Annotated in this window: 28 protein-coding genes; 18 read left to right on the top strand and 10 right to left on the bottom strand. The window is 68.9% G+C overall.

Annotated elements, in window-relative coordinates; all coding sequences use genetic code 11:
* Positions 1–241: 241 nt before the first annotated feature.
* Both AB0B91_RS48925 and AB0B91_RS48920 read left to right on the top strand, forming a co-directional pair.
* A complete protein-coding gene (locus AB0B91_RS48925) occupies positions 242–721 on the top strand; it encodes a SigE family RNA polymerase sigma factor (protein ID WP_214638568.1) in 480 nt (159 codons plus the stop codon).
* A complete protein-coding gene (locus AB0B91_RS48920; RefSeq protein ID WP_358336461.1) occupies positions 718–1,374 on the top strand; it encodes a hypothetical protein in 657 nt (218 codons plus the stop codon). Before AB0B91_RS48925 ends, AB0B91_RS48920 begins: the two co-directional genes overlap by 4 nt.
* Positions 1,375–1,390: 16 nt before the next feature.
* Here the strand turns inward: AB0B91_RS48920 and AB0B91_RS48915 are convergent, their stop codons facing one another.
* Entirely contained in the window at positions 1,391–2,125 is a 735-nt protein-coding gene (locus AB0B91_RS48915; RefSeq protein WP_358336459.1) for a 16S rRNA (uracil(1498)-N(3))-methyltransferase, read from the bottom strand.
* Between the two features lie 348 nt (positions 2,126–2,473).
* On the opposite strand from AB0B91_RS48915, the gene iscB reads away from it, so the two are divergent.
* Together iscB and AB0B91_RS48905 are read left to right on the top strand one after the other, a co-directional pair.
* On the top strand, positions 2,474–3,058 hold the full coding sequence (gene iscB, locus AB0B91_RS48910) for an RNA-guided endonuclease IscB (protein WP_358336456.1): 585 nt from the start codon (positions 2,474–2,476) through the stop codon (positions 3,056–3,058).
* A gap of 36 nt (positions 3,059–3,094) precedes the next feature.
* Complete coding sequence (locus AB0B91_RS48905; RefSeq protein WP_358336453.1) at positions 3,095–3,748, top strand: ATP-binding protein; 654 nt, start codon at positions 3,095–3,097, stop codon at positions 3,746–3,748.
* Here AB0B91_RS48905 and dnaJ read toward each other — a convergent pair.
* Both dnaJ and hrcA read right to left on the bottom strand, forming a co-directional pair.
* Entirely contained in the window at positions 3,735–4,874 is a 1,140-nt protein-coding gene (gene dnaJ / locus AB0B91_RS48900) for a molecular chaperone DnaJ (RefSeq protein WP_358336451.1), read from the bottom strand. The genes AB0B91_RS48905 and dnaJ overlap by 14 nt on opposite strands.
* An 11-nt stretch (positions 4,875–4,885) precedes the next feature.
* Entirely contained in the window at positions 4,886–5,899 is a 1,014-nt protein-coding gene (gene hrcA, locus AB0B91_RS48895; protein WP_214638424.1) for a heat-inducible transcriptional repressor HrcA, read from the bottom strand.
* A 366-nt stretch (positions 5,900–6,265) separates the two neighbouring features.
* Here hrcA and AB0B91_RS48890 point away from each other — a divergent pair, with 366 nt between their 5' ends.
* The 3 genes from AB0B91_RS48890 to AB0B91_RS48880 are packed head-to-tail and all read left to right on the top strand — an operon-like array spanning position 6,266 to position 8,372.
* Entirely contained in the window at positions 6,266–6,850 is a 585-nt protein-coding gene (locus AB0B91_RS48890; protein ID WP_358336448.1) for a hypothetical protein, read from the top strand.
* Positions 6,851–6,867: 17 nt separating this feature from the next.
* Positions 6,868–7,677 (top strand): DUF3097 domain-containing protein, encoded by an 810-nt coding sequence (locus tag AB0B91_RS48885; RefSeq protein WP_358336445.1) that lies wholly within the window; start codon positions 6,868–6,870, stop codon positions 7,675–7,677.
* Entirely contained in the window at positions 7,674–8,372 is a 699-nt protein-coding gene (locus AB0B91_RS48880) for a DUF4870 domain-containing protein (RefSeq protein ID WP_358336443.1), read from the top strand. Before AB0B91_RS48885 ends, AB0B91_RS48880 begins: the two co-directional genes overlap by 4 nt.
* Here the strand turns inward: AB0B91_RS48880 and hemW are convergent.
* Complete coding sequence (gene hemW, locus AB0B91_RS48875; RefSeq protein ID WP_358336440.1) at positions 8,365–9,585, bottom strand: radical SAM family heme chaperone HemW; 1,221 nt, start codon at positions 9,583–9,585, stop codon at positions 8,365–8,367. The genes AB0B91_RS48880 and hemW overlap by 8 nt on opposite strands.
* Before the next feature lie 93 nt (positions 9,586–9,678).
* Here hemW and AB0B91_RS48870 point away from each other — a divergent pair, with 93 nt between their 5' ends.
* The 4 genes from AB0B91_RS48870 (at position 9,679) to AB0B91_RS48855 (ending at position 13,987) form a co-directional block, all read left to right on the top strand.
* On the top strand, positions 9,679–10,926 hold the full coding sequence (locus AB0B91_RS48870; RefSeq protein WP_358336437.1) for a glycoside hydrolase family 18 protein: 1,248 nt from the start codon (positions 9,679–9,681) through the stop codon (positions 10,924–10,926).
* A 268-nt stretch (positions 10,927–11,194) separates the two neighbouring features.
* Complete coding sequence (locus AB0B91_RS48865; protein WP_358336434.1) at positions 11,195–11,683, top strand: hypothetical protein; 489 nt, start codon at positions 11,195–11,197, stop codon at positions 11,681–11,683.
* A gap of 254 nt (positions 11,684–11,937) precedes the next feature.
* A complete protein-coding gene (locus AB0B91_RS48860; protein ID WP_358336431.1) occupies positions 11,938–13,038 on the top strand; it encodes a sensor histidine kinase in 1,101 nt (366 codons plus the stop codon).
* A 100-nt stretch (positions 13,039–13,138) separates the two neighbouring features.
* Positions 13,139–13,987, top strand: a complete 849-nt coding sequence (locus tag AB0B91_RS48855) for a response regulator transcription factor (protein WP_358336428.1) — start codon at positions 13,139–13,141, stop codon at positions 13,985–13,987.
* Here AB0B91_RS48855 and AB0B91_RS48850 read toward each other — a convergent pair.
* Together AB0B91_RS48850 and AB0B91_RS48845 are read right to left on the bottom strand one after the other, a co-directional pair.
* A complete protein-coding gene (locus tag AB0B91_RS48850; RefSeq protein WP_358336425.1) occupies positions 13,944–14,279 on the bottom strand; it encodes a hypothetical protein in 336 nt (111 codons plus the stop codon). The genes AB0B91_RS48855 and AB0B91_RS48850 overlap by 44 nt on opposite strands.
* Positions 14,280–14,394: 115 nt before the next feature.
* Positions 14,395–15,480 (bottom strand): helix-turn-helix domain-containing protein, encoded by a 1,086-nt coding sequence (locus tag AB0B91_RS48845; RefSeq protein ID WP_358336422.1) that lies wholly within the window; start codon positions 15,478–15,480, stop codon positions 14,395–14,397.
* A 99-nt stretch (positions 15,481–15,579) separates the two neighbouring features.
* Here AB0B91_RS48845 and AB0B91_RS48840 point away from each other — a divergent pair, with 99 nt between their 5' ends.
* The gene (locus tag AB0B91_RS48840; protein ID WP_358336419.1) at positions 15,580–16,824 is read left to right on the top strand and encodes an MFS transporter; all 1,245 of its coding nucleotides are present in this window, start codon (positions 15,580–15,582) and stop codon (positions 16,822–16,824) included.
* On the opposite strand, the gene AB0B91_RS48835 is transcribed toward AB0B91_RS48840, so the two are convergent.
* On the bottom strand, positions 16,787–16,966 hold the full coding sequence (locus AB0B91_RS48835) for a hypothetical protein (protein ID WP_358336416.1): 180 nt from the start codon (positions 16,964–16,966) through the stop codon (positions 16,787–16,789). The genes AB0B91_RS48840 and AB0B91_RS48835 overlap by 38 nt on opposite strands.
* Before the next feature lie 197 nt (positions 16,967–17,163).
* On the opposite strand from AB0B91_RS48835, the gene AB0B91_RS48830 reads away from it, so the two are divergent.
* The gene (locus tag AB0B91_RS48830; protein WP_358336414.1) at positions 17,164–17,478 is read left to right on the top strand and encodes a hypothetical protein; all 315 of its coding nucleotides are present in this window, start codon (positions 17,164–17,166) and stop codon (positions 17,476–17,478) included.
* 18 nt (positions 17,479–17,496) lie between these two features.
* On the opposite strand, the gene AB0B91_RS48825 is transcribed toward AB0B91_RS48830, so the two are convergent.
* On the bottom strand, positions 17,497–18,027 hold the full coding sequence (locus AB0B91_RS48825; RefSeq protein ID WP_358336411.1) for a hypothetical protein: 531 nt from the start codon (positions 18,025–18,027) through the stop codon (positions 17,497–17,499).
* A gap of 137 nt (positions 18,028–18,164) precedes the next feature.
* Here AB0B91_RS48825 and AB0B91_RS48820 point away from each other — a divergent pair, with 137 nt between their 5' ends.
* Positions 18,165–18,458 carry a hypothetical protein gene (locus AB0B91_RS48820; protein ID WP_358336408.1) on the top strand — a complete coding sequence of 98 codons (294 nt, stop codon included), beginning with the start codon at positions 18,165–18,167 and terminating at the stop codon, positions 18,456–18,458.
* Positions 18,455–18,871, top strand: coding sequence for an acyl-CoA thioesterase (locus AB0B91_RS48815; RefSeq protein WP_358336406.1), 417 nt, complete (start codon positions 18,455–18,457; stop codon positions 18,869–18,871). Before AB0B91_RS48820 ends, AB0B91_RS48815 begins: the two co-directional genes overlap by 4 nt.
* Before the next feature lie 215 nt (positions 18,872–19,086).
* On the opposite strand, the gene AB0B91_RS48810 is transcribed toward AB0B91_RS48815, so the two are convergent.
* The gene (locus tag AB0B91_RS48810; protein WP_358336616.1) at positions 19,087–19,317 is read right to left on the bottom strand and encodes a DUF397 domain-containing protein; all 231 of its coding nucleotides are present in this window, start codon (positions 19,315–19,317) and stop codon (positions 19,087–19,089) included.
* Positions 19,318–19,343: 26 nt separating this feature from the next.
* On the opposite strand from AB0B91_RS48810, the gene AB0B91_RS48805 reads away from it, so the two are divergent.
* The 3 genes from AB0B91_RS48805 (at position 19,344) to AB0B91_RS48795 (ending at position 23,513) form a co-directional block, all read left to right on the top strand.
* Positions 19,344–20,642, top strand: a complete 1,299-nt coding sequence (locus AB0B91_RS48805; protein WP_358336404.1) for a hypothetical protein — start codon at positions 19,344–19,346, stop codon at positions 20,640–20,642.
* A 29-nt stretch (positions 20,643–20,671) separates the two neighbouring features.
* The gene (locus tag AB0B91_RS48800) at positions 20,672–21,085 is read left to right on the top strand and encodes a DUF4259 domain-containing protein (RefSeq protein ID WP_358336401.1); all 414 of its coding nucleotides are present in this window, start codon (positions 20,672–20,674) and stop codon (positions 21,083–21,085) included.
* A 655-nt stretch (positions 21,086–21,740) separates the two neighbouring features.
* On the top strand, positions 21,741–23,513 hold the full coding sequence (locus AB0B91_RS48795) for a hypothetical protein (RefSeq protein ID WP_358336399.1): 1,773 nt from the start codon (positions 21,741–21,743) through the stop codon (positions 23,511–23,513).
* A gap of 364 nt (positions 23,514–23,877) precedes the next feature.
* Here AB0B91_RS48795 and AB0B91_RS48790 read toward each other — a convergent pair whose 3' ends face one another.
* Positions 23,878–24,393: a DUF3841 domain-containing protein gene (locus AB0B91_RS48790; protein ID WP_358336396.1), complete on the bottom strand. Its 516-nt coding sequence runs from the start codon at positions 24,391–24,393 to the stop codon at positions 23,878–23,880.
* Positions 24,394–24,420: the final 27 nt, after the last annotated feature.

The following is a 24,420-nucleotide window of genomic DNA, read 5'->3' as shown; positions in this document are numbered from 1 at the left end:
ATCCGCCGTGCCGTGCTTCTGAAGATCCACGCGGTTAGGGTTAGTGTGCAAGACTGCCGAAAAATAAGACGATTCAGGGTCGGGCGAGGCCACCTGGCGAGGACACGACTGGGTAATGCCCCCTAAGGAACCGCAAGAGCGTAAACCCTCTGGGAAGGCCGCGCGTCCCAATGATGTGACCACCGAAACCCTCTTGGCCGACAGGTCGCTGGGGGCGGTGCCGGTCGGGTGGGACGCCGACATGGCCGTGACCGCGCTGTACAGCGCGCATTTTCGGTCATTAGTGCGTCTCGCGGTGCTGCTTGTGCGAGACATGGCAACCGCGGAAGAAGTCGTGCAGGACACGTTCGTCGCCATCCATGGCGCATGGCGTAGACTGCGCGATCCCGACAAAGCACTTGCCTACCTGCGGCAATCCGTCGTCAACCGGTCCCGTTCCGTGCTGCGTCACCGCGCGGTCGTCGAGAAGTACGCCCCCAAAGGCCTGCCCGATGCTCCGAGCGCCGAGAACGGCGCGATCGGCGAGCTCGAACGCACCGCCGTCATCGAAGCGCTAAGGTCCCTGCCAACACGTCAGAGAGAGGCACTCGTCCTTCGCTACTACGGTGATCTGTCCGAGGCTGAGATCGCCCACGCCATGGGCATCAGCAAGGGTGCGGTCAAGAGCCACACAGCTCGTGGCATGGCCGCCTTGCGATCCGTCCTGGAGAAAATGTCATGACCCAGTCCCCCGACGAGTACGGCGACGTCCTGCGCCGTGTGCTCCGCGCGGAGGCGGACACGGTCGTGCCCTCGCCGGAAGGACTGGAGATCATCCGCGCCCGCATCGAGCGGCGCGGCGTGCGCAACCTGTTCTGGTGGCGAGCGGGCGCCGCCGCCGCCAGCGCGGTGCTGGTGGCGGGCACGATCGTGATGGTCATTCCCGACCTGCGGCACAAGGTCATGCAGCAGGACACCATCGAGCCGGTGAAGGACTTCACGTCCAAGCCGCCGGCCAACTCCTCGACCAGCCGGCCGGCCTCACCCAAGCCGACCCGGCCGCCGGACGATCCCCCGGCCGTGGTGCCCGACCCCGTCACCTCCGCGCCCTTGCCCGCCTCGGAGACCGCCAAGTCCACCAGCAAGCCGACACCCAAGGCGACCCCGACGCCTACGCCGACGCCGACCAAGTGCCCGACCCCGGTCGAGGAGCAGCCGCCGGAGGACTGCCCCACGGACGAGGCGACACCGACCCCGACGCCCAAGCCGTCCTCACCGGAGACGAGCACGCCCGCCGCGACCTGCCCGGCCGAGGAGTGCCCGCCGGATGACGTCGACACGACGCCGAACACCTTCGCCAGCCCGCTCGGCGACACCGTGATCTCCACCCCGTAAGGGGCGGTGGACGGCCTTACCAGCGACCGGTCCGGGCCAGGAGCACGGCCGCCGCCGCCACCCCCGCCGTCGAGGTACGCAGCACCGTCGGGCCGAGCAGCACCGGCACCGCCTTCGCCGCCCTGAACCCGGCCAGCTCCGCGTCCGAGACACCCCCCTCGGGCCCCACCACGACGACGACGTCGCCCCCGGCGGGCAACGCCACGCCCGACAGCGGCTCGGCGGCCTCCTCGTGCAGCACGAGCCCGAGCGCCGCCCCGCCGAGCAGCGCCTCGACCCCGGCCGTGGACACCGGCTCGGCCACCTCCGGCAGGTGGAACCTGCGCGCCTGCTTGCCCGCCTCCCGGGCCGTCGCACGCCACTTGGCCAGCGACTTGGCCGCCCTGTCGCCCTTCCACTGGGTGACGCTGCGAGCCGCCGCCCAGGGCACGATCACGTCGACGCCCGCCTCGGTCATCATCTCGACGGCCAGCTCGCCCCTGTCGCCCTTGGGCAGCCCCTGGACGACGACCAGCCGGGGCTCGGGCGGCGGCACCGCGTAGCGGCCCAGCACGTCCAGCCTGAGCGCGTCCTTCAGCGCCTCACGCACCACGCACTCGGCGACCGTACCGGCGCCGTCCGTCAGGTCGAGCCGCTCGCCCGCGCGCAGGCGCCGGACGGAGGCCGCGTGACGCCCTTCGGGGCCGTCGAGGACCAGCTCCGGCCCGCCGAGGTCGGCGAGGCCGGGGGCCAGGAAAACCGGCACGGTCACCGGCGATCACCCCAAAGTTTTTCACGTCTAGTAGTCAAGCGATCACGAAACGATTAAGGTTGGCCGAGATCGCACCTTCCTGACGTCACTCTACGAGGGGTCAGAGCGGTCAACGACCCCCTCCTGAAGGAGAAGGCTTGAGGTGCCGCCAGGTGCTTTGAAGCCCCGCGTTGACCAGCCCTAGTCATCACCGTTGGAGGTGTAATCCGGATGGCTACCTTTCACGCAGGACCGCAGACCCACCAGCGAATGCTTCCTCAGTTCGCTGCTCTGGAATCCGTGGGAGCAGACACGCCCGAGGGTGGGTACGAAACGGCTCACGGATGCGCGGCAGGTCGCGCACCCGGTGTGGAAGTTGGGCGAGGGGAGATCCGCGACAAGCTCGCCGCCCGCTCGCAGTACCGGCGCGGCAGGAGGTCGCGCAAGCTGCGCTACCGCGCTCCTCGATTCCTCAACCGCACCAGACCCAAAGGCTGGCTCGCGCCGTCCCTCCAACACCGGGTGGACACCACCCTGTCGTGGCTGGCCCGGCTGAGACGGTGGGCACCCGTGCGCGCCGTCCACGTCGAGCGCGTCTCCTTCGACACACACGCCATGTCGGCGGGCAAGCCGCTGGAAGGCATCGAATACCAGCAGGGGACGCTGGCCGGATACGAGATCCGCCAGTACCTGCTGAAGAAATGGGGCCGGACCTGCGCGTACTGCGGCGCGGCGGGTACGCCGTTGCAGGTCGAGCACACCGGACGTCGCCGTCCGCACCAAAGGATCCTTCGACATCACCACCGCAACCGGCACCCGCCAAACATCCGCCTGCTCCAGAGAGCCGACGGCTACGGCTACACCACAAGGCAGGAGAACACCACTGAACGGCGAACCTCAGGGCACGCTCAAGCCCTCAAGGACCTTCCCGCTCCCGTTCTCTCCCCGGCGTGAACGCCCGGATATCCACGGGTGGTTCTGATGACGTTCATGTCCAGGAACACCCGCCGCACGCGGCGCTGGCCGTGCGCGCTGAAGACCCGGCTGACCGTCCTGCTCACCGTCCCTGCCACGATCGCCCGCTCGGCGCCGCGCCGGCTCGCCGGCAAGGCCCCGGACAGGACGGATCCCGGATCCGATGAGCCTCACCGTCCCGCCACCGGCCGTCCCCGCCGCCCGCCTGATCCCGTCGCCGTACGCGACGTGCTCCGCTCGGCGGTGACCGCGGCCGGGTCGGGCCGCGCGGTGCTGGGCGAAGTCGACGACGCCATGCTAAGAGGCACGGTCGTCGCGGAGATCGCGCACCTGGTGACCGAGCTGGTCGACAACGCGCTGACCTGCTCGGCCCCCGACACAGAGGTGGAGATCCGGGCCAGCACCCGGGAGGGCGAGTGTCACATCGCGATCGTCGACCAGGGCGTGGGCATGACCGAGGGCGAGCGCGCCGCCGCCAACGCCCGGCTACGCGGCGAGCGGCGCTTCTTCGCCGCCCCCACCCGCTATCTCGGCCACTACGTGGTCGGCAGGCTGGCCGAGCGGCTCGGCGCGCGGGTGTGGCTCGACGCATCGCCGCCACACGGCATCACCGCCCGGGTGGCCCTCCCGCGCAAGCTTCTAGTGCCACGACGGGTCAGCGGCCGTTGAAGGCGTCCCTCAGCCGCGAGAAGAACCCCTGTGTCCCCGGGGCGAACTTACCGGGCGGCCGCTCCTCGCCACGCTGCTTGGCCAGCTCGCGCAGCAGCTCCTCCTGCGCCTCGTCGAGCCGCAGCGGAGTCTCCACGTTGACGTGGATGAGCAGGTCGCCGCGGCCCGTCTCGTTGAGCCGCTGCACGCCCCTGCCGTACATCGTGATGACCTGGCCCGACTGCGTGCCCGGCCGCACGTCGACCTCCTCGGAACCGTCGAGCGTCTCCACGGCGAGGTTGGTGCCGAGCGCGGCGGCCGTCATCGGGATCTGGACCGTGCAGTGCAGGTCGTCGCCACGCCGCTCGAAGATCTCGTGCGGGCGCTCGACGATCTCCAGGAAGAGGTCTCCGGGCGGGCCGCCGCCGGGGCCGACCTCGCCCTCACCGGCGAGCTGGATGTGCGTGCCGTCCTCGACGCCCGCGGGGATGCGGACCTTGATCGTACGGCGGGTGCGCACACGGCCGTCGCCCGAGCACTCCTGGCACGGGTGCCGGATGATCGTCCCGAAGCCGCCACACTGGGGGCACGGCCTGGAGGTCATGACCTGGCCCAGGAACGACCGGGTGACCTGGGAGATCTCGCCACGCCCGTTGCACATGTCACAGGTGTCGGGGTGGGTGCCCGACGCGGCGCCCGCGCCCTGGCAGACCTCGCAGAGCACGGCCGTGTCGACGACCAGCTCGCGGGTGGTGCCGAACGCGGTCTCGCGCAGGTCGAGCTCGACGCGGATGGTCGCGTTGCGCCCTCTCCTGGCCCGCGAGCGGGGGCCTCGGGCGCCGCCGGCCGTACCGAAGAAGGCGTCCATGATGTCGCTGAACGGGAAGCCCGCGCCGAAGCCGGCCGCGCCCTGGCCCGCGGCCGCGCCGCCGAAGGGGTCGGCGCCCAGGTCGTACATCTGGCGCTTGTTCGCGTCGGACAGGACCTCGTAGGCCTGCGTGATCTCCTTGAACCGCTCCTGGGTCGCGGGGTCCGGATTGACGTCAGGGTGGAGTTCGCGGGCCAGCCTGCGGTAGGCCTTCTTGATCTCTTCCGGACTGGCGTCACGGCGCACCCCGAGGGTGGCGTAGTAGTCGCTGTTTGCCACTTATCGACCTCTTATGATGCAGCCAGGATCTGGCTGACGTAGCGTGCCACCGCGCGCACGGCGCCCATCGTCACGGGGTAGTCCATCCTCGTGGGACCCAGCACGCCGAGCCGGGCCAGTTCGTTGTCACCAGAACCGTATCCGGTTGCGACGATCGACGTGCCACGGAGGAACGGGTTCTCGGAACCGATGCGCACGGTGAGCGTGGACGGGGTGTCTGTGGAAGTCTCGCCGAGCAGCCGCATGAGCACGACCTGCTCCTCCAGTGCTTCGAGCACGTCGCGCAGCCCGGTCGAGAAGTCGGCTCCGGCGAGGTTGGCCGCACCGGCGAACACGATCTTCTCGTCGTGGCGCTCGACGAGTGTCTCGAGCAGCACCGACAGAATCGTGGCCACCACCGGACGGTCCTCGACGGGCAGCCGCTCCGGCAGGTCGGCGACCAACTCGGGCACGTTGACCAGGCCGCAGCCGTCGAGGCAGGCGTTGAGCACCGCACGCAGGTGCGCGATGCGGGTGTCCTCCACCACCTCGGGCAGCTCGACCACGCGCTGCTCGACGCGGCCCGTATTGGTGATCAGCACGAGCATGATCCGCCGGTCGTGCAGCGGCACGAGCTCGACGTGCCGGACCGTCGAACGGGTCAGCGTCGGGTATTGCACGACCGCGACCTGCCTGGTGAGCTGCGCGAGCAGCCGCACCGTGCGGGTGACCACGTCGTCGAGGTCGACCGCGCCCGCGAGGAACGTCTCGATCGCCCGGCGCTCCGCCCCGGAGAGCGGCTTGACCTGCGAGAGCCGGTCGACGAACAGGCGATAGCCCTTGTCCGTCGGCACGCGGCCCGCGCTGGTGTGCGGCTGGGTGATGTAGCCCTCCTCCTCCAGCGCGGCCATGTCGTTCCTGACCGTTGCCGGGGAGACCTTCAGGTTGTGGCGTTCGGCGAGGGCCCTGGAGCCCACCGGCTCGTTGGTGGACACGTAGTCTTCGACAATGGCGCGGAGCACCGCCAGCTTTCTATCGTCGAGCACGCGCTCACCTCCTACCTGTGCCTTTCAAGAAACGACAGGTCTAGCACTCTGTGTTCCCGAGTGCCAAGTGTACGGCTCTCGCCCACAAGGTGCGATAACGCCGGTGCTAGCGAGTGGCCGCCCATAGGGCTCACACTGGCCGATATGACCGACGATTCCCAGCCCCCTTCCTACGGTCCGCCGCCGGGCCAGGGTCCTTACCAGGGTCAGCCTCCCCAGTACGGCCCTCCGCCGCCGCCCCCATACGGTCAGCCGCAATACGGTCAACCTCAGTACGGTCAACCTCAGTACGGCCAGCCCCAGTATGGCCAGCAGCCCTACCAGACCGGCCCCTACGGGCAGCCGTACCAGCCAGGACCTTACGGGATGCCGCAGCGGTCCGGCCCGCAGGTTGACCCGAAGCAGATCAGGCCGCGGATGCGGTGGATCGCGGTCGCGTGGGGGCTGGCCCTGCTCAGCGTGGTGGCCGGGGTGGGATTGTTCGTGGGCGGCGTGTTCAACACGGTGACCGCGGCGGCTCCGTCCAAGACGTTCGCGGCAGGCGAGAGCATCACCGTGCCGCTGGATCCGGCGGACAAGCCGGCGGTGTACCTGTCCAGCACGAGCCAGGTCCATTACACGTGCCGCATCGACGGCGGCTCCGGCCAGGCCAAGCTCGCCAAGGTCTCCGGCACCGAGACCGTCTCCGAGGGCGCCACCAAGTGGCAGCTCATCCTCGTGGTCAACGCGCCGGCCAAGGGCGACTACCAGCTCACCTGCGCGACCCAGGAGCCGGCGAGCGCGCGCTTCGGCGTCGGCCGCGACCTCGTGGCCTCCGCGGGCGGCCTGGTGGGCGGCGTGGCGGCGCTGGTGGTGATCCCGGGGCTGGGCGTGCTGGCCGCCATCATCACGACGATCATGGTCGTGACCCGCCGCAGCTCTCACCGCAAGCGCCTTGCGTCGGGCGGGTGATTTGCTACGGTCCCCGTGTGTACGAGGGTGATGTTCTCGCGGGGAATTGGCGGCGGCCGGGCAAAGGCAAGATCCCCCAGGTGCCCGCCGAACTCGATCTGGTCGTGGAGGACGCCGAGAGCGGCTTCTGCGGCGCCGTGGTGGCCTGCGACAAGGAGGCCGTCACGCTGGAGGACCGCTTCGGCAAACGCCGCCTGTTCCCGCTCGCGCCGGCCGCGTTCCTGCTGGACGGCAAGGTCGTGACGCTCGTACGCCCGGCCGCCACGCCCGCCGCCGGGCCCAGGCGTACCGCGTCCGGCTCGATAGCCGTGGAGGGGCTGCGGGCCAGGGTGGCCAAGGAGAGCCGCATCTACGTGGAAGGGGTGCACGACGCCGCCCTCGTGGAGAAGATCTGGGGCCACGACCTCCGGGTGGAGGGCGTCGTGGTCGAGTACCTGGAGGGTGTCGACGACCTGCCCGCGATCGTGGCCGAGTTCGGCCCTTCGCCGGGACGTAGGCTGGGTGTGCTGGTCGACCATCTCGTCCCGGGTTCCAAGGAGAGCCGGATCGCCGCTCAGGTGACCTCGCCCCACGTGCTCGTCGTGGGGCATCCGTACGTGGACATCTGGCAGGCGGTCAAGCCCTCCGTGGTGCGGATCCCGGCCTGGCCGGACGTACCGCGCGGGGTGCCATGGAAGGAAGGCGTCATCGCCGCCCTGGGCTGGCGGGTGGAACCGGCCGACGCGTGGCGGCGGATCCTCGGCGCCGTGTCGGCTTACACAGACTTGGAGCCCGAGCTGCTCGGCCGGGTCGAGGAACTGATCGACTTCGTTACGGAGGCGTCATGAGCCAGGATCCCCCGCAGCCACCGCCGGACGACGATGCCACGCGGCGCATCTCGCAGTCGGACATCAACCCCGAACCCCCACAACCGGAGTATGGCGCCCAGCCCGGCTCGCAGCCGGGGTACGGGGCTCAGCCCGGTTACGGTCCCGGGCCCGGATCTGGTCCCGCACCCGGTTACGGTCCCGGGCCTGGGTCAGGTCCCGCACCCGGTTACGGTCCCGGGCCTGGGTCAGGTCCCGGTTATGGCTCCGGGCCACAGGGCGGTTACGCCTACGGGCAGCCGCCCACGCCGCCGCCCGGCTACCAGCAGCCCGGGTACGGCTACGCGGGCCCGCAGCAGCGGCCGCCGCACGTCCCCGGCGTCTACGGCCCGCGTCCGGGCAGCGACGACACCACGATGGCCATGCTGGCCCACCTGCTCGGCCTGCTCGTCTCGTGGATCGGTCCGCTGATCATCTACCTGATGAAGCGGGACGAGTCCCCCTATGTCCGCGACCAGTCGGCCGAGGCACTGAACTTCCAGATCACGATGTTCATCGGCTACATCGTCGCGGGCGCGCTGAGCATCATCATCATCGGGATCTTCCTGTTCCCGATCATCTGGATCGTGTCGCTGATCTTCCACATCCAGGCCGCCCTCGCCGCCAACAGGGGCGAGAACTACCGCTACCCGATCTCCATCCGCATGGTCAGCTGAGCAGATCGCGTACGAGCGCGTCGGCCAGAAGCCGCCCGCGCAGGGTGAGGACCAGCCGGCCCGCCTTGAACGGCTCCGGCTCCAGCAGTCCGCCGCCCAGCGCCGCCGCGACGGCCGTACGCGCGCCCGGAGCGACGTCGGCGACCGGATAGCCGGACGACAGCCGGAGCTCCAGCATCAGGCGCTCGGCGTCGCGGTCGTCGTCGGCGAGCACTTCGCGCGCGTGCGCGGGCGAAGTGCCCGCGGCCAGACGCTGCGCGTAGGCGGCCGGGTGCTTGACGTTCCACCAGCGGGTGCCGCCCACGTGGCTGTGCGCGCCGGGGCCGGCGGCCCACCAGTCGCCGCCGGTCCAGTAGAGCAGGTTGTGCCGGCACCGCGCGTCGTCGCCGGTGGCCCAGTTGGACACCTCGTACCAGCGGAACCCGGCCTGCGCCAGCAGCGAGTCGGCGATCTGGTAGCGGTCGGCGGCCACGTCGTCGTCGGGCATCGGCAGCTCACCGCGCCTGATCCTGGCGGCCAGCCGCGTGCCGTCCTCCACGATCAGTGAGTAGGCGGAGACATGGTCGGGCTCGGCGGCGATCGCCGCCTCCAGCGACGCCCGCCAGTCGTCGTCGGACTCCCCGGGCGTGCTGTAGATCAGATCCAGGTTGACGTGCTCGAAGCCCGCCTTCTTGGCTTCCTGTACGGCCTGCGCCGCCCGGCCCGGCGTGTGCTGCCGGTCGAGCACCTTGAGCACGTGCTCCCTGGCGCTCTGCATGCCGAAGCTGACCCGGTTGAAGCCGCCGTCCAGCAGCCTGCCGAGGTAGGCAGGGTCGACCGACTCGGGGTTGGCCTCCGTGGTCACCTCGGCGCCCGCCTTGAGCCCGAACTCCGCGTCGATCGCGCCGAGGATCCGGCCGAGGTCCTCCGCGGGCAGCAGAGTGGGCGTGCCGCCACCGAAGAACACCGTCTCGACCGGGAGCTCCACGTCACCGAGGACGCGCCGTGCCAGCCGTACCTCCTCGATGGCCGTGTCGGCGTAGTCACGATGCGACGCACCGGGGCCAAGCTCGGCGGCGGTGTAGGTGTTGAAGTCGCAGTAGCCGCAGCGCGTCACGCAGAACGGGACGTGCACGTAGAAGCCGAACGGACGCTCACCGAGGCCGCGTAGCGCGCTCTCGGGCAGGTCGCCGGACGGGGGCGCGGCGTCGCCGTCGGGCAGGGTGGATGGCACGCCTCCAGTCTGCCCGTTGCCATTGACTGCCTGATCCAGCGGCTCTACGATCCGGAGAAATTATTAGGAAAGTTTCCTATCTGGAGACACCTTGTGAAAAAGAAGATCCTGATCGCACTCTCACTCCTCCTGGGCCTGTCAGCGGTAGCCGTGCCCGCTGAAGCCCATACCGGCTTCAAACGCGTCGCCTACTTCATCCAGTGGGGCATCTACGGCCGCAACTACCACGTCAAGGACGTCGAGGCCAGCGGCGCCGCCGCCAAGCTGACGCACCTCAACTACGCCTTCGGCTTCGTCAACGCCGAGGGAACCTGCTACTCGGCCGACCCCTGGGCGGACTGGCAGCGCCCGGTGCCCGCCGAGCAGAGCGTGGACGGCGTGGCCGACGCGCCCGGGCAGGCCCTGAACGGCAACCTCAACCAGCTGCGCAAGCTCAAGGCCAAGCACCCAGGGCTAAAGGTGCTGATCTCTCTGGGCGGCTGGACCGGATCCGGCCACTTCTCCGACGCCGTCCTCACTCCCGAGTCACGCGCGAAACTGGCGCAATCGTGCGTCGACCTGTGGCTGCGTGGCAACCTGCCGGGGCTGGAGCCGGGTGCCGGGGCCGGGGTGTTCGACGGCATCGACCTCGACTGGGAATGGCCCGGTTCGTCCGGCGCCGACGGGAACGTCATCAGGCCCGAGGACAAGCGGAACTACACCCTCTTCGCGACGGAACTACGGTCGCGGCTGCGGGCGTTCTCCGCGTCGTCGCAGCTGACGGCCTTCCTGCCGGCCGCGACTGCCAAGATCGACGCCGGGTTCGAGGTGCAGCAGGTGTTCAGGCAGCTCGACTTCGCCACCGTCCAGGGGTACGACCTGCGAGGCAGCTGGGAACTCCAGACCGGCCACAACGGCAACCTGCTGACGGACCGGCGCGACCCGAACCCGACCCGGTACAGCGTCGACCAGACCGTAAGCGACTACCTGTCACGCGGCGCGCCCGCGAACAAGATCGTGGTCGGCGTCCCCGCGTACGGCCAGGGCTGGACCGGGGTCACGGCCGGCGGCGACGGCCTCTACAAGCCCGCAACCGGACCGGCGCCGGGCAAGTGGGGTGCGGGGACGGAGGACTACAAGGACCTGGTGACCAAGCCCGGCAAGCGGTACCGGGACCTGCGCACGGGGACGTTGTGGCTGTACGACGGGAACGAGTTCTGGTCGTACGACGATCCGAAGGTGATGCTGCAGAAGGCGGCCTACATCCGGCTCAAGGGGCTGGGCGGGTCGATGATGTGGTCAATCGACGAGGACGACTCCCGGGCCTCACTCACGTCGGCGCTGTACTCGATACTGCGATGATCACGACGCTGCTCGCGGGCCCAGCTGACCACCGGATGCGGATCACCGGATCTCCGGACCATGGAGCCGCGTGATCGTGGTGACTCCGCTCGATTCGGACCGCGTGATCGCGGCGCTGCGGTGATCGTGGTGTGCGGGCGCGTTTCCTGCCGCGCCCGCACGCCGCCCATTCGTCGGAAGTGCCAGTGCCTCCACCCCAGGGTGGAGATCCACGGCTCAACCCCCAGTCCGATCCGCAGCCACATCCTTCCTCCCTACCGTCAAGCCCATGGAGCCCACACAGAGCGCCCTGCTCATCCTCGCCGCCGCCGTCTTCATCGTTTATCGGCAGATGATGACCCGCCCAACGGCCAGAAACGGCATCGTCTACGTTTCCGTTGCCATGATCGTCCTGGGCGTGTTCACCGGCGGCCTCATCGATGGCGACCACCTGGCCCTCAGCTTGGCCCTGGGGGTCGTGGAGGCCGTCGCCGCCGTGGTCTTCGGCGCCATCCGCGCCGCGACCGTGCGCGTCTGGATGGACGAGGCCGGAGTGACCTGGTCGAAAGCCACCCCCTTGACCCTTCTGGCCTGGCTGGCCTCGCTCGCGAGCCGCGTGGGCCTCTACTTCGCCGGCGCCGCCCTCGGTCTGCCCGTCTCGACCTCCGGCCTCCTGTTCTTCATCGGCCTGACCATCGGCACCCAGGCTCTCCTCGTCGCCCGTCGCGGCCGCGCCCTTTCCGCTACGACCGTGCGGGCGGATAACTTCGTGGAGTGATGCCCGACCCGTCAAAGATCGTCCCCTTCATCTTGCGGTGGGGGGCGATCGTGGTGTTCGTATGGGCACAAATACGGGCCAAGCCCACGCTTGGTTTGACCGGCGCCAGCCTGACGGCCACCACACTGACCTCGGCCATAGTGATCATGCTCCTCGTCGTCCAACTCCCTCTGGTCCGCAAGACGCCCACACTCCGACAGGACCACAAGGCCACGCCAGGCCAAGCGCCATCCCGACAGCCTCAGGACCAAGTGATGCCCCAACCACCGCTGGACCACATGGCGTCGCGCCCGTCCGAGCCCGTCGGTGTATCGCGAGCCGCCTTCGGCGTACTGGCCAGAGCGATCACCTCCCGCCTGGCCAGAGCGATCACCTCCCGCGTGTCCCGCATGACGACCGCGTCCCGCCGGCCCGTCAGATGGATCGCGTCCCGAGCGCCTGTCGCGGCGGTCACGTCCCGGGCGCCGGTCATGGCGATCGCGCTGGGCTTGTCGGTCGTTTTCGCGATCATCCTCGACGCGGTGGTCGACGGCGGTCCGGCGCTCGCCGTACTGCTCTACTGCCTCGGCATTGCGGCGGTCCGGCTGCCGCTGCGCCACTCGGTGCCGATCGGGGTCCTGGCCATCGGCGGGCTGCTCGTGGAGGGGGCGATCTACGGGCGGCTGGGTCGCGATCTCAGCCTCATCCTCAGCGCCTGCCTGGTATTCCTGGTGGCGTACTCGGTCAAGGAACGCCGGGCGGCCCGAGCCGCCGAAGCCCGCGAGGCCGTACTCGCCGAACGAGCGCGGATCGCCAGAGAGATCCACGACATCCTCGCCCACTCGCTGTCGGCACAACTCGTACACCTGGAGGGCGCCAAGCTGCTGCTCCGCGCAAACAAAACCGACGAAGCGCTCGACCGTGTGGTCCACGCCCGCGACCTGGCCAAATCCGGGCTGGAGGAGGCCCGGCGGGCGGTGTCGGCCCTGCGCGAAGACTCACCGGCCCTTCCACAGGCGCTGCGGACGCTGGTGGAGGACTTCCAGGCGGCCACCGACCGTCCGTGCACCCTGCACATCTCGGGCGCGGAACACCGACTGCCCCCGGAGGCAGAGCTCGCCCTGCTGCGCACGGCCCAGGAGGCTCTGACGAACGTACGGCGGCACGCGCCCGGCTCTCCGGCCACGGTCAGGCTGATGTACGAGCCCGGCTCATGCGGCCTGCGCATCACCAACCCCGTCAGCGCCGAGCCAGGCACACCTGGGGGAGGATATGGCCTCGTGGGTATGCGCGAACGAGCCGAGCTTCTCGGCGGCACCCTGTCAGCGGGCGAGACGCACGACGGCTTCCAGGTCCACTTGTGGGTCCCGGCATGAGCCGGTGTGTGGACGAGACGAACGGCGGCTTCCGCGTCCACCTGCGGAGCGCCCGCATGGCTTCCCTCATGTCCGACAGCCCCGCCACGGTGACCGGATCATGAGCGTCACGGTGATCGTCGTCGATGACCAGGCGGTCGTCCGTGAGGGGCTGGTACTGCTGCTCGGGCTCCTGCCGGGCATCGAGGTGGTCGGTTCGGCTGGGGACGGCGAGGCGGCGCTCCGCCTGGTCGCGGAGCGGCAGCCCGATGTGGCGCTGATGGACCTCCGGATGCCGCGCATGGACGGCGTCGAGGCCACCCGCCGCATCCGCGCCGAACACCCTGACACCCAGGTGGTGGTGCTCACGACGTATTCGGATGACGAGTCGGTGTTCGCCGCGCTCAGGGCGGGGGCACGCGGCTTCCTCACCAAGAGCGCGGACTCGGACGAGATCGCCAAGGCCATCACCACCGTCGTACGCGGCAACGCCCAGCTCGACCCCACCGTCCAACGCCGCCTCCTCGACGCCATGACGGCTCCCGACGACGGCAGACCCTGGGGCGAACACCCACACCGGACCGCGCCCGACGGCGGCCGACCGGCGGGTGAGCGACCTGATCTCGACCCGCACGAACAGCCTGATCTCGCCGATGGCCCCGCTGCTCCCCGGCCCGCACCTGCCCTTGGCAGGCCGGACGCGACAATCGACCGGCGCACTCCCGGCAGCGCGGACACCGCAAGGAACACCGGCGACGAAGCGCGCGACGGCCTGACGCCACGCGAGGTCGAGGTGCTGCGGCTCATCGCCGACGGCCTGTCGAACACCGAGATCGCCACCCGGCTCTTCATCAGCGAGGCCACCGTCAAGACCCACATCAACAACCTCTTCGCCAAGGCCCGCCTGAGAGACCGAGCGCAGGCTGTCACATACGCGTACCGCCACGGTCTCGTCCGCCCGAACCCCTGACCTCGGCGCGGTTGAGCTGGGAGTCGTCGTCGAAGCCCGCAAGCTGTAAGACCGTCTCCAGGGCGGCCTGCCGGGTCTCCTCGACCGAGCCGCCGCGTTCGCCGAAACAGTCGGCGGCCACATCGAGCACGGCCACCACCACGGCCGCATCGGGATAGGGCACGTCGACCAGGACGGTGCCGTCACCCGCCTCCTCGGCCGGAACCGCGTGCAGTCTCAGCAACCGCCGCATCTCTTCCGCCACGGCGACCCCCAGCACAGCAGCACGCTCGAATTGCTCAGCGGCAAGCATGTCACCCTCCTATCGCACAGGTGTTCGGACAGAAAGGTAGCGGGCGGCACCGACAGAATCCCCGGCGTACACGGGGATACTGCTTGTCGCCCGCCTTCTGGCAGACCGAAGCTGCTCAGCGCAGTACGGCCGCCAGCAGGTCGGCGCCCAGCGCCGTCAGATCGGGGAGATTGAGGGTGTGACGGACGTAACGACCGTGCCGCCGGGCCGTGAGCAGGCCCGCGCGGCGCAGGACAGCGAGGTGGCGGGAAACCTCCGGGGGTGAAAGTTCCCAGGCGTGGGCCAGCTCACCGGTGGTGTGCGGGCCGCGGGCGAGGGTGCGCAGCAGCCGCAGCCGTACCGGATGCGCGAGTGCCTCCAGCCGTAGCGTGACCGTTTCCAGCGATACCGGCTCCGATGGACTCGCCTCGGCCACGGGGTACTGCACCACCGGCTGCCACCCGGGCGCGTGGACCACCACCAGGTGCGGGCGGCCGAAGACGCTGGGGAGGAAGGTGACCCCGCTACCGTGGGCGGCGGTCGCGTTGTCCTGCAGCTTGTCCACGATGATGCGGTTGCCGTCTGGCGCCAGGGTGACGGCGCTGGAGACCGACGCGAGTGCCGCCCCGATGCCCTGGCGCTTCAGCAGGTCGTTCTTCAGGCGCAGGTCGGTGGCGAGCTGCACGGCGACGCCCGTCCAGGCGGCGTCGAAGAAGGCCTCGGCGCACTGTTCGAGGGTGTGACGCACCCGCGCCCGCACGCCGGCCGGGTCCGCGAGCAGCCGTTCCGCGAAGGCCTCCTGAAGCGCGCCGCGGGCCTGGGCCAGGTCCAGGGCCCGCTCGCGCGCCGTCGCGTCGGCGAGCGGCGACGGCGCGGCGAAGTGGACCCGGTTGCTGCCGCACGTGGTGACGAGCGCGGCGGTCACATAGGTTTCATCGTCGATCAGGTCCACATCGTCCAGCTCCTCGGCGAGGGTCGGCCGAGGACGAGCGGGGACCAGAAAGTCGGCTCGTGAGGAACGCCAGAGGAACTCCGCCTCCCGCAACCGCTCGGCCAGCTCCGGCCGCAGCCCGGTCCAGACGTCCCCGGCCCAGCCGGCGAGCTGCGGGTGATGCCCGGGTTCGGCCAGCACGTGCAGCATCGCGGTCAGCTCGGCCAGCGGGGAGGCAGCGAACCGCAGTCGCCCGGACGGCAGGCCGCTGATGTCGATCCTCAACGTCATCCCCTCATCATCGCTGGTCGGATGGCTGGCGACGGCGTCGATTGACGGTGTCCGTCAACCGACACAGTCGGCCCGGCGGCCGAACGCATCGTTGACGCCATGGCAACCACCACCACCAAGATCCAGCCGCGCGCCCTCGTCCGTGCCTCCGGAGGCCCCCGCTATGCCGTCGCCCTGGCCGTGGACGCGCTCGGCACCGGCCTGCTGCGGCCCTTTCTGTTGCTTTACGGGGTGATGGTGCTGAGGCTGTCCACGTCGGCCACCGGCATCGCCATGACGGTCGGCGTCGTCATGGGTCTGGTGTGCATGCCCGCGGTGGGCCGATGGCTGGACCGGGGCGCACGCAGCACGGTGGTGGCAGCGTCGATGCTGGTGCGGGTGCTGGGCGTGGCGCTGCTGCTGGCCGCCCCGGTGGGGCACGTCTGGCTGTTCGCGACGGCGGCACTCTTCCTCGGCATCGGCAACCAGGCATGGCCGGCCGCCCATGCGGCCCTCGTGGCCACGGTCGCCCACGGCCGCGAACGTGACGTCGCTCTCGCGGGAGGCCGCGCCCTGCGCAACGCCGGCCTGGGCGTGGGCGCCCTCCTCGCCACCGCATGCCTGGCGGGCGGCACCACCGCATTGCAGGCGCTGGCAGCCGTCACCGGGCTCGCCTATCTCGCTGCGGCGGCCTTGGCATGGTCGGTCCGCCTGCGCACACATCCGGCCGCTACTCCGGCCACGGACAGGGCCGGCGGGCCCGCACCTCGAATGGGCGCGCTGCTGGCCGCCAACGTGATCTACGTCTTCTGCCTCAACGTCCCCGAAATCGCGCTCCCCTTGATCCTGGTGACACAGGTGCACGCATCCCCGGTGTGGCCGGCAGCCATCTTCGTGGCGAACACGGTGCTGGTGGTCACCCTGCAGGTTCCGGTCACCGTCCTGATGTCCCGCTTCTCCCGGCGGACCGTGCTGGCTCTCGCCGGCGTGGTACTCGCCGCGTCTTACCTCGGCTTCCTCGCGGCCACCTCACTGGGACACGGCTGGAGTGCCCCGGCCGTCGCCGCGGTGTCCGTGGTCTGCACGATCGGCGAGATCATCTATGCCGGCAGCGCCACCGCGCTCGTCACCGCCCTCACCCCGGCCCATGTCCTGGGACGCGCCCTCGCCCGCTTCCAGCTCTCCACGGGCTTCGGCCTCGCCGTCTCCCCGGCGGTCATCACCGCTCTCGCCGCCCACGGCTCGGCCGCCCTCTGGGGCAGCCTCTCCGCTGCGACACTCCTCTCCGCCTCCGCCGTTGCCACCGAGAAGGATCGAGGAACGCGGCTCAGCGGTTGCCGCCGCCGGGCGCGAGCAGGCTCGTGAGCTCGGCGATCGCCTCGGGGGACGGCTTGAAGCAGCGGCGGACGTTCTCCGGCTTCTTGTGCCGGGATTTCGTCATCAGCATCATCAGCGAGGTGCCCTGTAGCCACCAGGACAGGGCCTGCTCGGTCAGGTCGAAGGCCACACCGCCCGGACCCGATGGTCGACGACCTGCTGGCGCCCAGGGCGCGGGTCGGAAGGCCGGTCATAGCCGCGTGGAACGCCAAGGAGGACCTGCCGGCGCTGGCCACGAGCTGCTGACTGCTGCTTGAGGGTGACAGCGGACGGGGTGAACGTGCTGGTAGCGGCGACAAGCGTGTCACCATGTGCGACGCTGAACGCATGCACCTTCCTGGCCGCAAGCGGGCCCCGCAGCACGGGCACGTGTTCGTGCGGCGGCTCTGGTGGTCTCGCCGCCGAGGCACCCCCGCGGACCACGCGAACGCAACCGAGCTGGATGAGGGGCGGCAAGTGTGGCGGGTTGCCTGGTGGGGTGAGGGCTGGGGCGTGTGGCCCGGCCGGAAGCCGGACGTCACGGCAGTGCCCGCCTACAGCACTGAGGACATCCCCCAGGCCAAACCTGAGGTTGCGGCTCATTGGGCGTTTGAGGTGGTGCCGCCGCTCGGCCGTACGGTGATCGAATGCCCGCCGTGGTGAGCGGGAGCCGGCAGGCCCTCAGGTGATCGGTTCGGGGTGGTCGCAGTCTACGTGGCTGCTGGAACTCTCGTCCTGCACCTTGTAGGGCTCGCCGTTGGTGAACGTGCCGACGATGGAGGCACGCGCCCGGTAGCTGCCATCCCGGCAGGGGGCCACCAGAGTGTAAGACTTCGCCAGGCCAGGTAGCTGTTCGTAGTAGTCGTGGTCCACCTCGTACCAGTCGGCGAACAGGCCGTCTTTGTGGTCGATGGCGATCCGGGCGTGGAACGTGGTGAGGACTTCCTGGTCGCATGTGACGCGCAGGCTCGCTCTGACTCGGGGCGCGACTGATGCGAACTGGACGGCGGTGAGTGGTCCCCAGGAGTTTTCGCAGCCATGGCGGCCTTCAGGCTGGGTGGTGCTGCGGTTGCCGCAGTCTGCTGGGGTGGTGGCCAGAGTGAGAGCTGTAGCGATGACGGCGGGGTGTTTGGTCCACGCAGCGAGGGCTCCATGGGTGCGGGTGATCCATCGTCTGGAACGGTAGACGCGCCAGACACATCGTATACTCAATCGCTCACTTTCCGAAGGCGGGTTCGCGTTCGGAGGCGGGCGCCAACGACCCGGCGTAGGGCCGTTGTGGAGACACTCGGCGGAGCTGACGAGGTAGGATCGGTTAGCAATCGGGGTCGATTGGTAGGCGATGAGAGATGGACGTAGCACGCACGCAGGCCGCACTCCGGCTGATCGCCCGTGGGTTCGAGGAGCTCGCCGCCGCCCTGGGCGAGGAGGAGGCCGGGGAGGACGAGCGGACCGCCCGGGTCATCGAGGAGTGGGGGCGGCGGGGGCTGACGCAGAAGGAGGCGTCGGTGTTGTTCCAGCGGCACGGGTTCGCCCCGCAGACGACCGGGGGGTGGGCCCGGGGCGACTGGATCGAGATCGGCGACGACGGCCTGCGCTATCTCACCGCGAAATCGCACACCTGGCTGGAGGAGCGGACATGACCTTTTCCGTGCGCATCGCCGTACGCGGCTACGAGCTCGACACGCAGGGCCACGTCAACAGCGCCGTCTACCACCAGTACGGCGACCACGCCCGCTGGGAGTGCCTGCGTGCGGCGGGCATCTCGGTCGACGACATGCGAAGCTCGGGCGTCGGCCCGGTCACCCTGGAGAACACCATCCGCTACCTCGGCGAGTTGCGCGGCGGCGACGAGGTGGAGGTGACGTGCGCGTTCGTGTGGGGCAAGGGAAAGACGTTCACCATCGCACAGGAGTTCAGGCACGCCGACGGGCGGGTGGCGGCCGAGATGACCAGCGTGGGCGGGCTGCTCGATCTGGAAGCCCGCCGCCTGGTAGACGACCCGGCAGCCCGCTGGCGCTCCCTGGCCGCCACACCAGACGTCCTCGGCCTCTGAAACCACCGACACACCGGACATACTCGGCCGCCAAGAAAGGAATGATCAGACCCCACGGCACCACTTGCGGCGCGGCCTGGGTCGTGAGGCCATCATTCCGGAGCGGCGCCCCGCCGGAGCATGATCAAATCCCTGTGGGGCCACCACTGCATGCACATGACGAACGCCCGATCACCACAGGTGACCGGGCGTTCTTCTTCGTCCGACGCCTTTGTTCAGGCGGACGGCAAGTCGAATTCACCCGCCTTGGCTCCATCGATGAACGCAACCCACTCGGACGCGCTGAACCGGAGCTGGCGCCCTTGAGGGTCCTTGCTGTCACGCACAGCAGCTCCGCCTCTGGGCAAAGTGGTGACCTCTACGCAATCGCCGCTGGCATTGCTAAACCCCGACTTGCGCCAGACGAGGGCTATGTCGTCATTGTCGATGCTGGGGGCATTGCTCACTCTCTCCGGAAGGATCTCCAACGGCAATGCTGGCGATGCTGGTCATAATGGACGCGGTGGGGCTCGTCAGCACCGTGTGGATCGCGGCGACCGCCCGTGAACTGCCCGCTGAGGACCGCCTGGCGGACCCTCCGCCCGCGCGGCGGCGCGTGATCCGCATCGCGGTGGCGGCCGTAACCGTACTGCCGATGGTCGTCGTGTTCCCGGGTGCGTCGAAGAAGGGGCTCAAGCTGAAGATGGACGAGATCGGACCCCTTTTGGCGCTTGCGCGGGAGACACTCCGTGCGCACGTCAAGAGACGCGACCAAGAGCGTCGAACCAGGCTCATCCAGGAGTGGAAGATCGAGGGGGTCTATCCCTACTCTGAGGAGCCTGCCGAGCCCGCGCAGGCTGTCGAACGTGAGATGTTCGACGAGGTGGCCACGCGGATCTCCCGGCGACTGCCAGGCGTGACGCAGAGCAAGAAGACCACCTTGCGGCTGCTCAGAGAGATCATTTCCCGTGATCCAAGTGGGCTCTACCCGGTACTTGACGAACTGTTCCAGCTACCTCAGTCCGAACAGGAGGAACTCAAGCGGATCCTTCAGCGGACGAGCCTGTCTGAAGTGATCAAGGCAACAGGACAGGTCAGTGACCGGCTCGATTTCCTGGCCGCGCTGAAAAGGCTGGTCTTCGAGCCGGAGATCAGCCGGACGGTCAAGAAACGGAGCGAGCTGCACAAGATCCTTGAGCGCGAGACCTGGATCTTCGGCGACGCCTACGCGTTGATGGTCAGCGACCAGAGCCTGGATGCGATCCTCGTTCGCCATCTCCAAGAGCTTGGCCGGGAGTCAGAAGACGGCAAGCTCAATCCGGTCCGCCGTGAGGACGGTCGGACGGGCATCGTCGATCTCCTGCTGGGGCGTGTTCACCGGGGAAGCTCCGGGCGAGAGCACCTCATAGTCGAACTCAAGGCTCCCAGGGTCAAGATCGGCCAGGCGGAGGTCGCCCAGATCAAGAGCTATGCGGAGGCGGTCGTCAGCGATCCACAGTTCCGCGATGCCCGCGTTTCCTGGGACTTCTGGGTCGTATCCACCGAGATGGCGGAGATCGTCAGACGTGATGCCAACGCGCCGAACCGTCCGCCAGGCTGCATCGCCGAGTGGGAGGGAGGAGTTCGCATCTGGGCCCGTACGTGGAGCGAGATCATCGATGATTGCGAGGAACGGCTCCATTTCTACCGGGAACGGCTGAACCATGACCCGGCCACGGAACACGCTGTGGAATACCTTCGGCGAGTGCATGGGGAGGTCGCACCCGAAGCGGTCGTGGTGGTGGGGGGCTAAATGTCGGTGAGGTCCGATATGAATCGGCCATGGGCACATGGGATGTGGGACCGTTCGACAACGACTCGGCCGCCGACTGGTGCGGTGATCTGCACAACGCAGCCCCTAAGCGGCGTCCGGCTCTGATCCGCAAGGCGCTCAAAGGCGCTGCGGGTCGTGCGAAATATCTGGACAGCGATGAGGCAGTGGAGGCGATCGCGGCAGCGGCCATTGTCGCCTCTCAACGCAGCGGCGTGCCGATCACCTCGCCTTATGCGCCGGATTTCCTGCTGGAAGGCGGCAGGGTGGAGGTCGATGACGAACTCGTGGCGTTGGCCGCGCGGGCGCTGGACCGGGTGATGGGCGAAGGCTCGGAGTGGCTGGAACTCTGGGAGGAGAGCGGCTCCTCTTCGGAGGCCGTGGCCGTCATAGAAGGCATTCGCGGTGCCCTGAGGAGCATGTGAGCGACCTCTGAATGCCTTCCGCATGCGACGGTCGCCTGTCGCTCTGCGGTGACGGTTCCCCACAGCGGCTTTGTCGGCGGGGTGTTCCGATGAGATCGAGGCTCGCCGGCCGGAGAGCGTCGATCCCATCTCGGAAGGCGAGAGGTTCCTCGTTCCGGGTGTGAGCGTGACGTGACCGCCGATCACCCACGTGGAAGCGATCATTGCCGCGTTGCGCCGCCGCCTGGATGGCCCGGTTGGACGCACTGCTGATGTCACGCTGGCCCGACCAACCGCGGGCGCGTGGTTCCACGAACTGCGGACTGCCGCTTGAGGGTGACAGCGGACGGGTGAACGTGCTGGTAGCGGCGACCCGCCGCAGACTTGCCTCGTTGAGGACGAAGGAAAGCTTGCGGGCGTCGTCTTGGAGCATCCGCTCCTGTCCGGAAGGCGATTTTTCGATCAATCTCGTCACTGCCGAAATCGGTTGGCTGGGTCGCGAGGTATGCGCAGTAGTAATCGGCCGTCTGAAGTAGGCCAGGAATTAGCAGCTCTTCGAAGTTAAACGGGCGCCCACGGCCCTCGCGAGTGGCGGCGTAGCGGGTACATAACCTTCTGGGATCACTAGTTCTGCTGTGTCCGCCCATACGGCGGTGCCGCGCTAAGATCGCGTCCCGTGCTTTCGGATAGTTTCTGGCGGATTATAAGGATTGTATTAGTAGGTCTGGCTCTTGCGGCGGCGGGCGCAGGCCTGATGCTCGGCGACACCTGGCTTTGGGTGGCCGTCGATTGGTCGCCGCCGGCCTATGCGGAGTTCTATACGCGCGCCGGGTTTGACACCCCGACGACTGTGGCACTACTCGTGGCCGCCCTGGTGAAGGCCGCACTCCTGTGGCTGATCCTGCGTGCCCCCGCGCCGGGACCGCTGGACCGCCGGGCGAAGGCGCTGCGCCGACTGCTGTATCTGGCGGTGGCCTACACCCTCGTACTGTGGTACACGATCGAACTGCTCCCCGACGGGGTCAACGCGGCATTCCAGCTCGCGCTGTGGACCGCGATTGACGTGCTCTTCCTGCTCGTTATCCGCTGGCGGTCCCGCATGCTGCGCGCGGCGGCCGGAGCGATGTTCGCGGTCGAGCTGGCCGGGATGGCCAACGAACTGCTGGACGAACTCGACCTCCCAGACCTTGGCTCGGGCGACATCGTCGAACTGGGCTTGATGCTGAGCGGATTGGCGGCGACCATCATCACGGTCGTCGGGCAGCGGCGCGACGGCCGGTGGAGCCGCGGCACGCAGGCCGCCGGGTGGTTGTCGGTGGGCGTCTACGCGTTGGTGATCCCGCTCTACCTTCTCATTGGAAGGATCTCCAGCGGCAATCCGGCGATGACGGTCATGTTGGACGCGGTAGGGCTCGTCAGCGCCGTGTGGATAGCGGCGACCGCCCGTGAACTGCCCACTGAGGAGCACCTGGCGGACCCTCCGCCCGCGCGGCGGCGCGTGATCCGCGTCGCGGTGGCGGCCGTAACCGTACTGCCGATCATCGCACTGATCCACCCGGAGCAGACTGCGCACCTCACCTACACCAGCTGGTCGATGGGCTGCTATGACCGCCCCAGTTTCGGCGACCTGAAACCTGAGGAACGCGACGCCGCGTTCCTGTGCCGAGCGCGGAGCAGAGAGGGCGGAGTCCCGCCCATGTTCCCGGACAGCCTGTCGGACCAGGCGGTCCTCGCGTACGGGCGGGCGCTGTGCCGTACAGAGGACCGCGACGAGCAGAAGGCGATTCTGACGCAGGCCGGGAGCGCGCGGCCCGCCTGGCGCGTGGACCCGTGGGATCTCGTCTACGTGTGCCCGGAGACCGTCGGCGCAACCCATCCCGAGCTGCTGCGGTCGACCACGGAGACGGAGGCGGCGAACGCGGCCTACATCGCCGAGAAGAACGCGAAGTGCCGCGACCCGTGGCCCCGGACGAAGGGTGTCGCCCAGGCCACGGCCAAATACTTCCTGTTCGTCGACGGCGATCCCGGCTATCTGGTCCACGACCCCGAAGACGAAGCGACCGACGAGGCGGCGGAGCAGGCGATGGACAAGGTCTTCGACGACAACACCCAAATCGGGGTGGCCGGCAGCGCCGTGCTCATCGGGCACGTCGAAGACGTCAGTGATCTGTGCCTTACGGTGAAGGCCTTCCGCACCGCGCCGCCACCGCGGACGGCCGGGTGGGAGCAGGTCAACGAGGTGCCGATCGTCAGCCGCAGCGGCCGGCTCACCGTGCCGGAGATGGGCGGCGGAGAAGTGGGCGCGGGTGCCCCGATGCCGAACCTGGCGATCGCGGGGAAGGGCCGCTACCGGCTCCGTGTCTACGTGCGGGTCGCCGATGCAGGTGAGGAGCACCTGGTCGTCGTGTTCCCGGGTGCGTCGAGGAAGAGGCTCAAGCTGAAATCGTGAACGGGTCCGGGGCGCACACTCTCCTCCGTCGCCCTTCTACGGGCGGCCGGAGATAGCCACCAGGACAGGGTCTGCTCGGTCAGGTCGAAGGCGATACCGCCCGGACAGTGGGTGGTCGACTGGCTGGACGCGCGGTGCGGTGTGGAAGGAGGCGGGAACTACGCAACCGGCTGACGCGCTCGGCCCGCCCCGGATGCACGGCGATCACCCGGAGCCGATGGTCGACGACCTGCTGGTACCCAAGCTGCCGCCATCCCGGCATGGGGACACGAGGGTGTAAGACTTGGCCAGGCCAGGTAGCTGTTCGTAGTAGTCGTGGTCCACCTCGTACCAGGTCGGCGAATAGGCCGTCCGCAGCGCACGGTCAGGAGCTGATTCCGCCTTCCTCGTCCTCCTCTTCCGGCCTGAACGGCTCCAACGGACGGACGCCGAGAACCCATCCGGCTGCGACACGCGTAAGGCACGCCTGCACCCCGTTGGGCTCCTCTTGGCCGATCGCCCAATCCATGTCCGGCGATCCCTCGCCCATCATGATCACGTTCATGAAGTCGTTCCAGCGCCCGCACGAGCTGAGCAGGACGACCTCGTCCGGCACGTCCAGGTCGAGCACCACATAGCGGGCGTACTCCTCCGGAGTCTGCGGGCAGAGGAGCATTTCCGCCGCCAGCGCCACGCTGTTGTCGCGAGTGTCCGGCCCGACCCACGCCCACACCGGCGGCCGGCCTCCACCGTCGAGGCCACGCCGTGCCATCTCCGCCACCATCTCCTCGTAGCAGGCCCGGTAGCTTCGGACCATGATCCGGTCCCAGTCACCGACCAGGCCGCTGGCATCCTCCAGCGACCTGAGAACCGCTCGATGCTGGACCGTCCACAAACGCATCGGGCAATTGTGCCAGCGTGGGGACAG

Origin of the sequence: Nonomuraea sp. NPDC049141 (genome assembly GCF_040648415.1) — a bacterium.
Classification (GTDB): Bacteria; Actinomycetota; Actinomycetes; order Streptosporangiales; family Streptosporangiaceae; genus Nonomuraea.
Note: the sequence above shows the minus strand (reverse complement) of the source record. Positions and strands in the feature narration are given on the sequence as shown.

Excerpts from the sequence above, each read along its gene's own strand:
- AB0B91_RS48925 (WP_214638568.1), top strand. The coding sequence starts at position 242 with ATGGCCGTGACCGCGCTGTACAGCGCGCATTTTCGGTCATTAGTGCGT.
- AB0B91_RS48920 (WP_358336461.1), top strand. The coding sequence starts at position 718 with ATGACCCAGTCCCCCGACGAGTACGGCGACGTCCTGCGCCGTGTGCTC.
- AB0B91_RS48905 (WP_358336453.1), top strand. The coding sequence starts at position 3,095 with ATGTCCAGGAACACCCGCCGCACGCGGCGCTGGCCGTGCGCGCTGAAG.
- AB0B91_RS48890 (WP_358336448.1), top strand. The coding sequence starts at position 6,266 with ATGCCGCAGCGGTCCGGCCCGCAGGTTGACCCGAAGCAGATCAGGCCG.
- AB0B91_RS48880 (WP_358336443.1), top strand. The coding sequence starts at position 7,674 with ATGAGCCAGGATCCCCCGCAGCCACCGCCGGACGACGATGCCACGCGG.
- AB0B91_RS48865 (WP_358336434.1), top strand. The coding sequence starts at position 11,195 with ATGGAGCCCACACAGAGCGCCCTGCTCATCCTCGCCGCCGCCGTCTTC.
- AB0B91_RS48860 (WP_358336431.1), top strand. The coding sequence starts at position 11,938 with ATGCCCCAACCACCGCTGGACCACATGGCGTCGCGCCCGTCCGAGCCC.
- AB0B91_RS48855 (WP_358336428.1), top strand. The coding sequence starts at position 13,139 with ATGAGCGTCACGGTGATCGTCGTCGATGACCAGGCGGTCGTCCGTGAG.
- AB0B91_RS48850 (WP_358336425.1), bottom strand. The coding sequence starts at position 14,279 with ATGCTTGCCGCTGAGCAATTCGAGCGTGCTGCTGTGCTGGGGGTCGCC.
- AB0B91_RS48845 (WP_358336422.1), bottom strand. The coding sequence starts at position 15,480 with ATGACGTTGAGGATCGACATCAGCGGCCTGCCGTCCGGGCGACTGCGG.
- AB0B91_RS48840 (WP_358336419.1), top strand. The coding sequence starts at position 15,580 with ATGGCAACCACCACCACCAAGATCCAGCCGCGCGCCCTCGTCCGTGCC.
- AB0B91_RS48830 (WP_358336414.1), top strand. The coding sequence starts at position 17,164 with ATGCACCTTCCTGGCCGCAAGCGGGCCCCGCAGCACGGGCACGTGTTC.
- AB0B91_RS48820 (WP_358336408.1), top strand. The coding sequence starts at position 18,165 with ATGGACGTAGCACGCACGCAGGCCGCACTCCGGCTGATCGCCCGTGGG.
- AB0B91_RS48815 (WP_358336406.1), top strand. The coding sequence starts at position 18,455 with ATGACCTTTTCCGTGCGCATCGCCGTACGCGGCTACGAGCTCGACACG.
- AB0B91_RS48805 (WP_358336404.1), top strand. The coding sequence starts at position 19,344 with ATGCTGGCGATGCTGGTCATAATGGACGCGGTGGGGCTCGTCAGCACC.
- AB0B91_RS48800 (WP_358336401.1), top strand. The coding sequence starts at position 20,672 with ATGGGCACATGGGATGTGGGACCGTTCGACAACGACTCGGCCGCCGAC.
- AB0B91_RS48790 (WP_358336396.1), bottom strand. The coding sequence starts at position 24,393 with ATGCGTTTGTGGACGGTCCAGCATCGAGCGGTTCTCAGGTCGCTGGAG.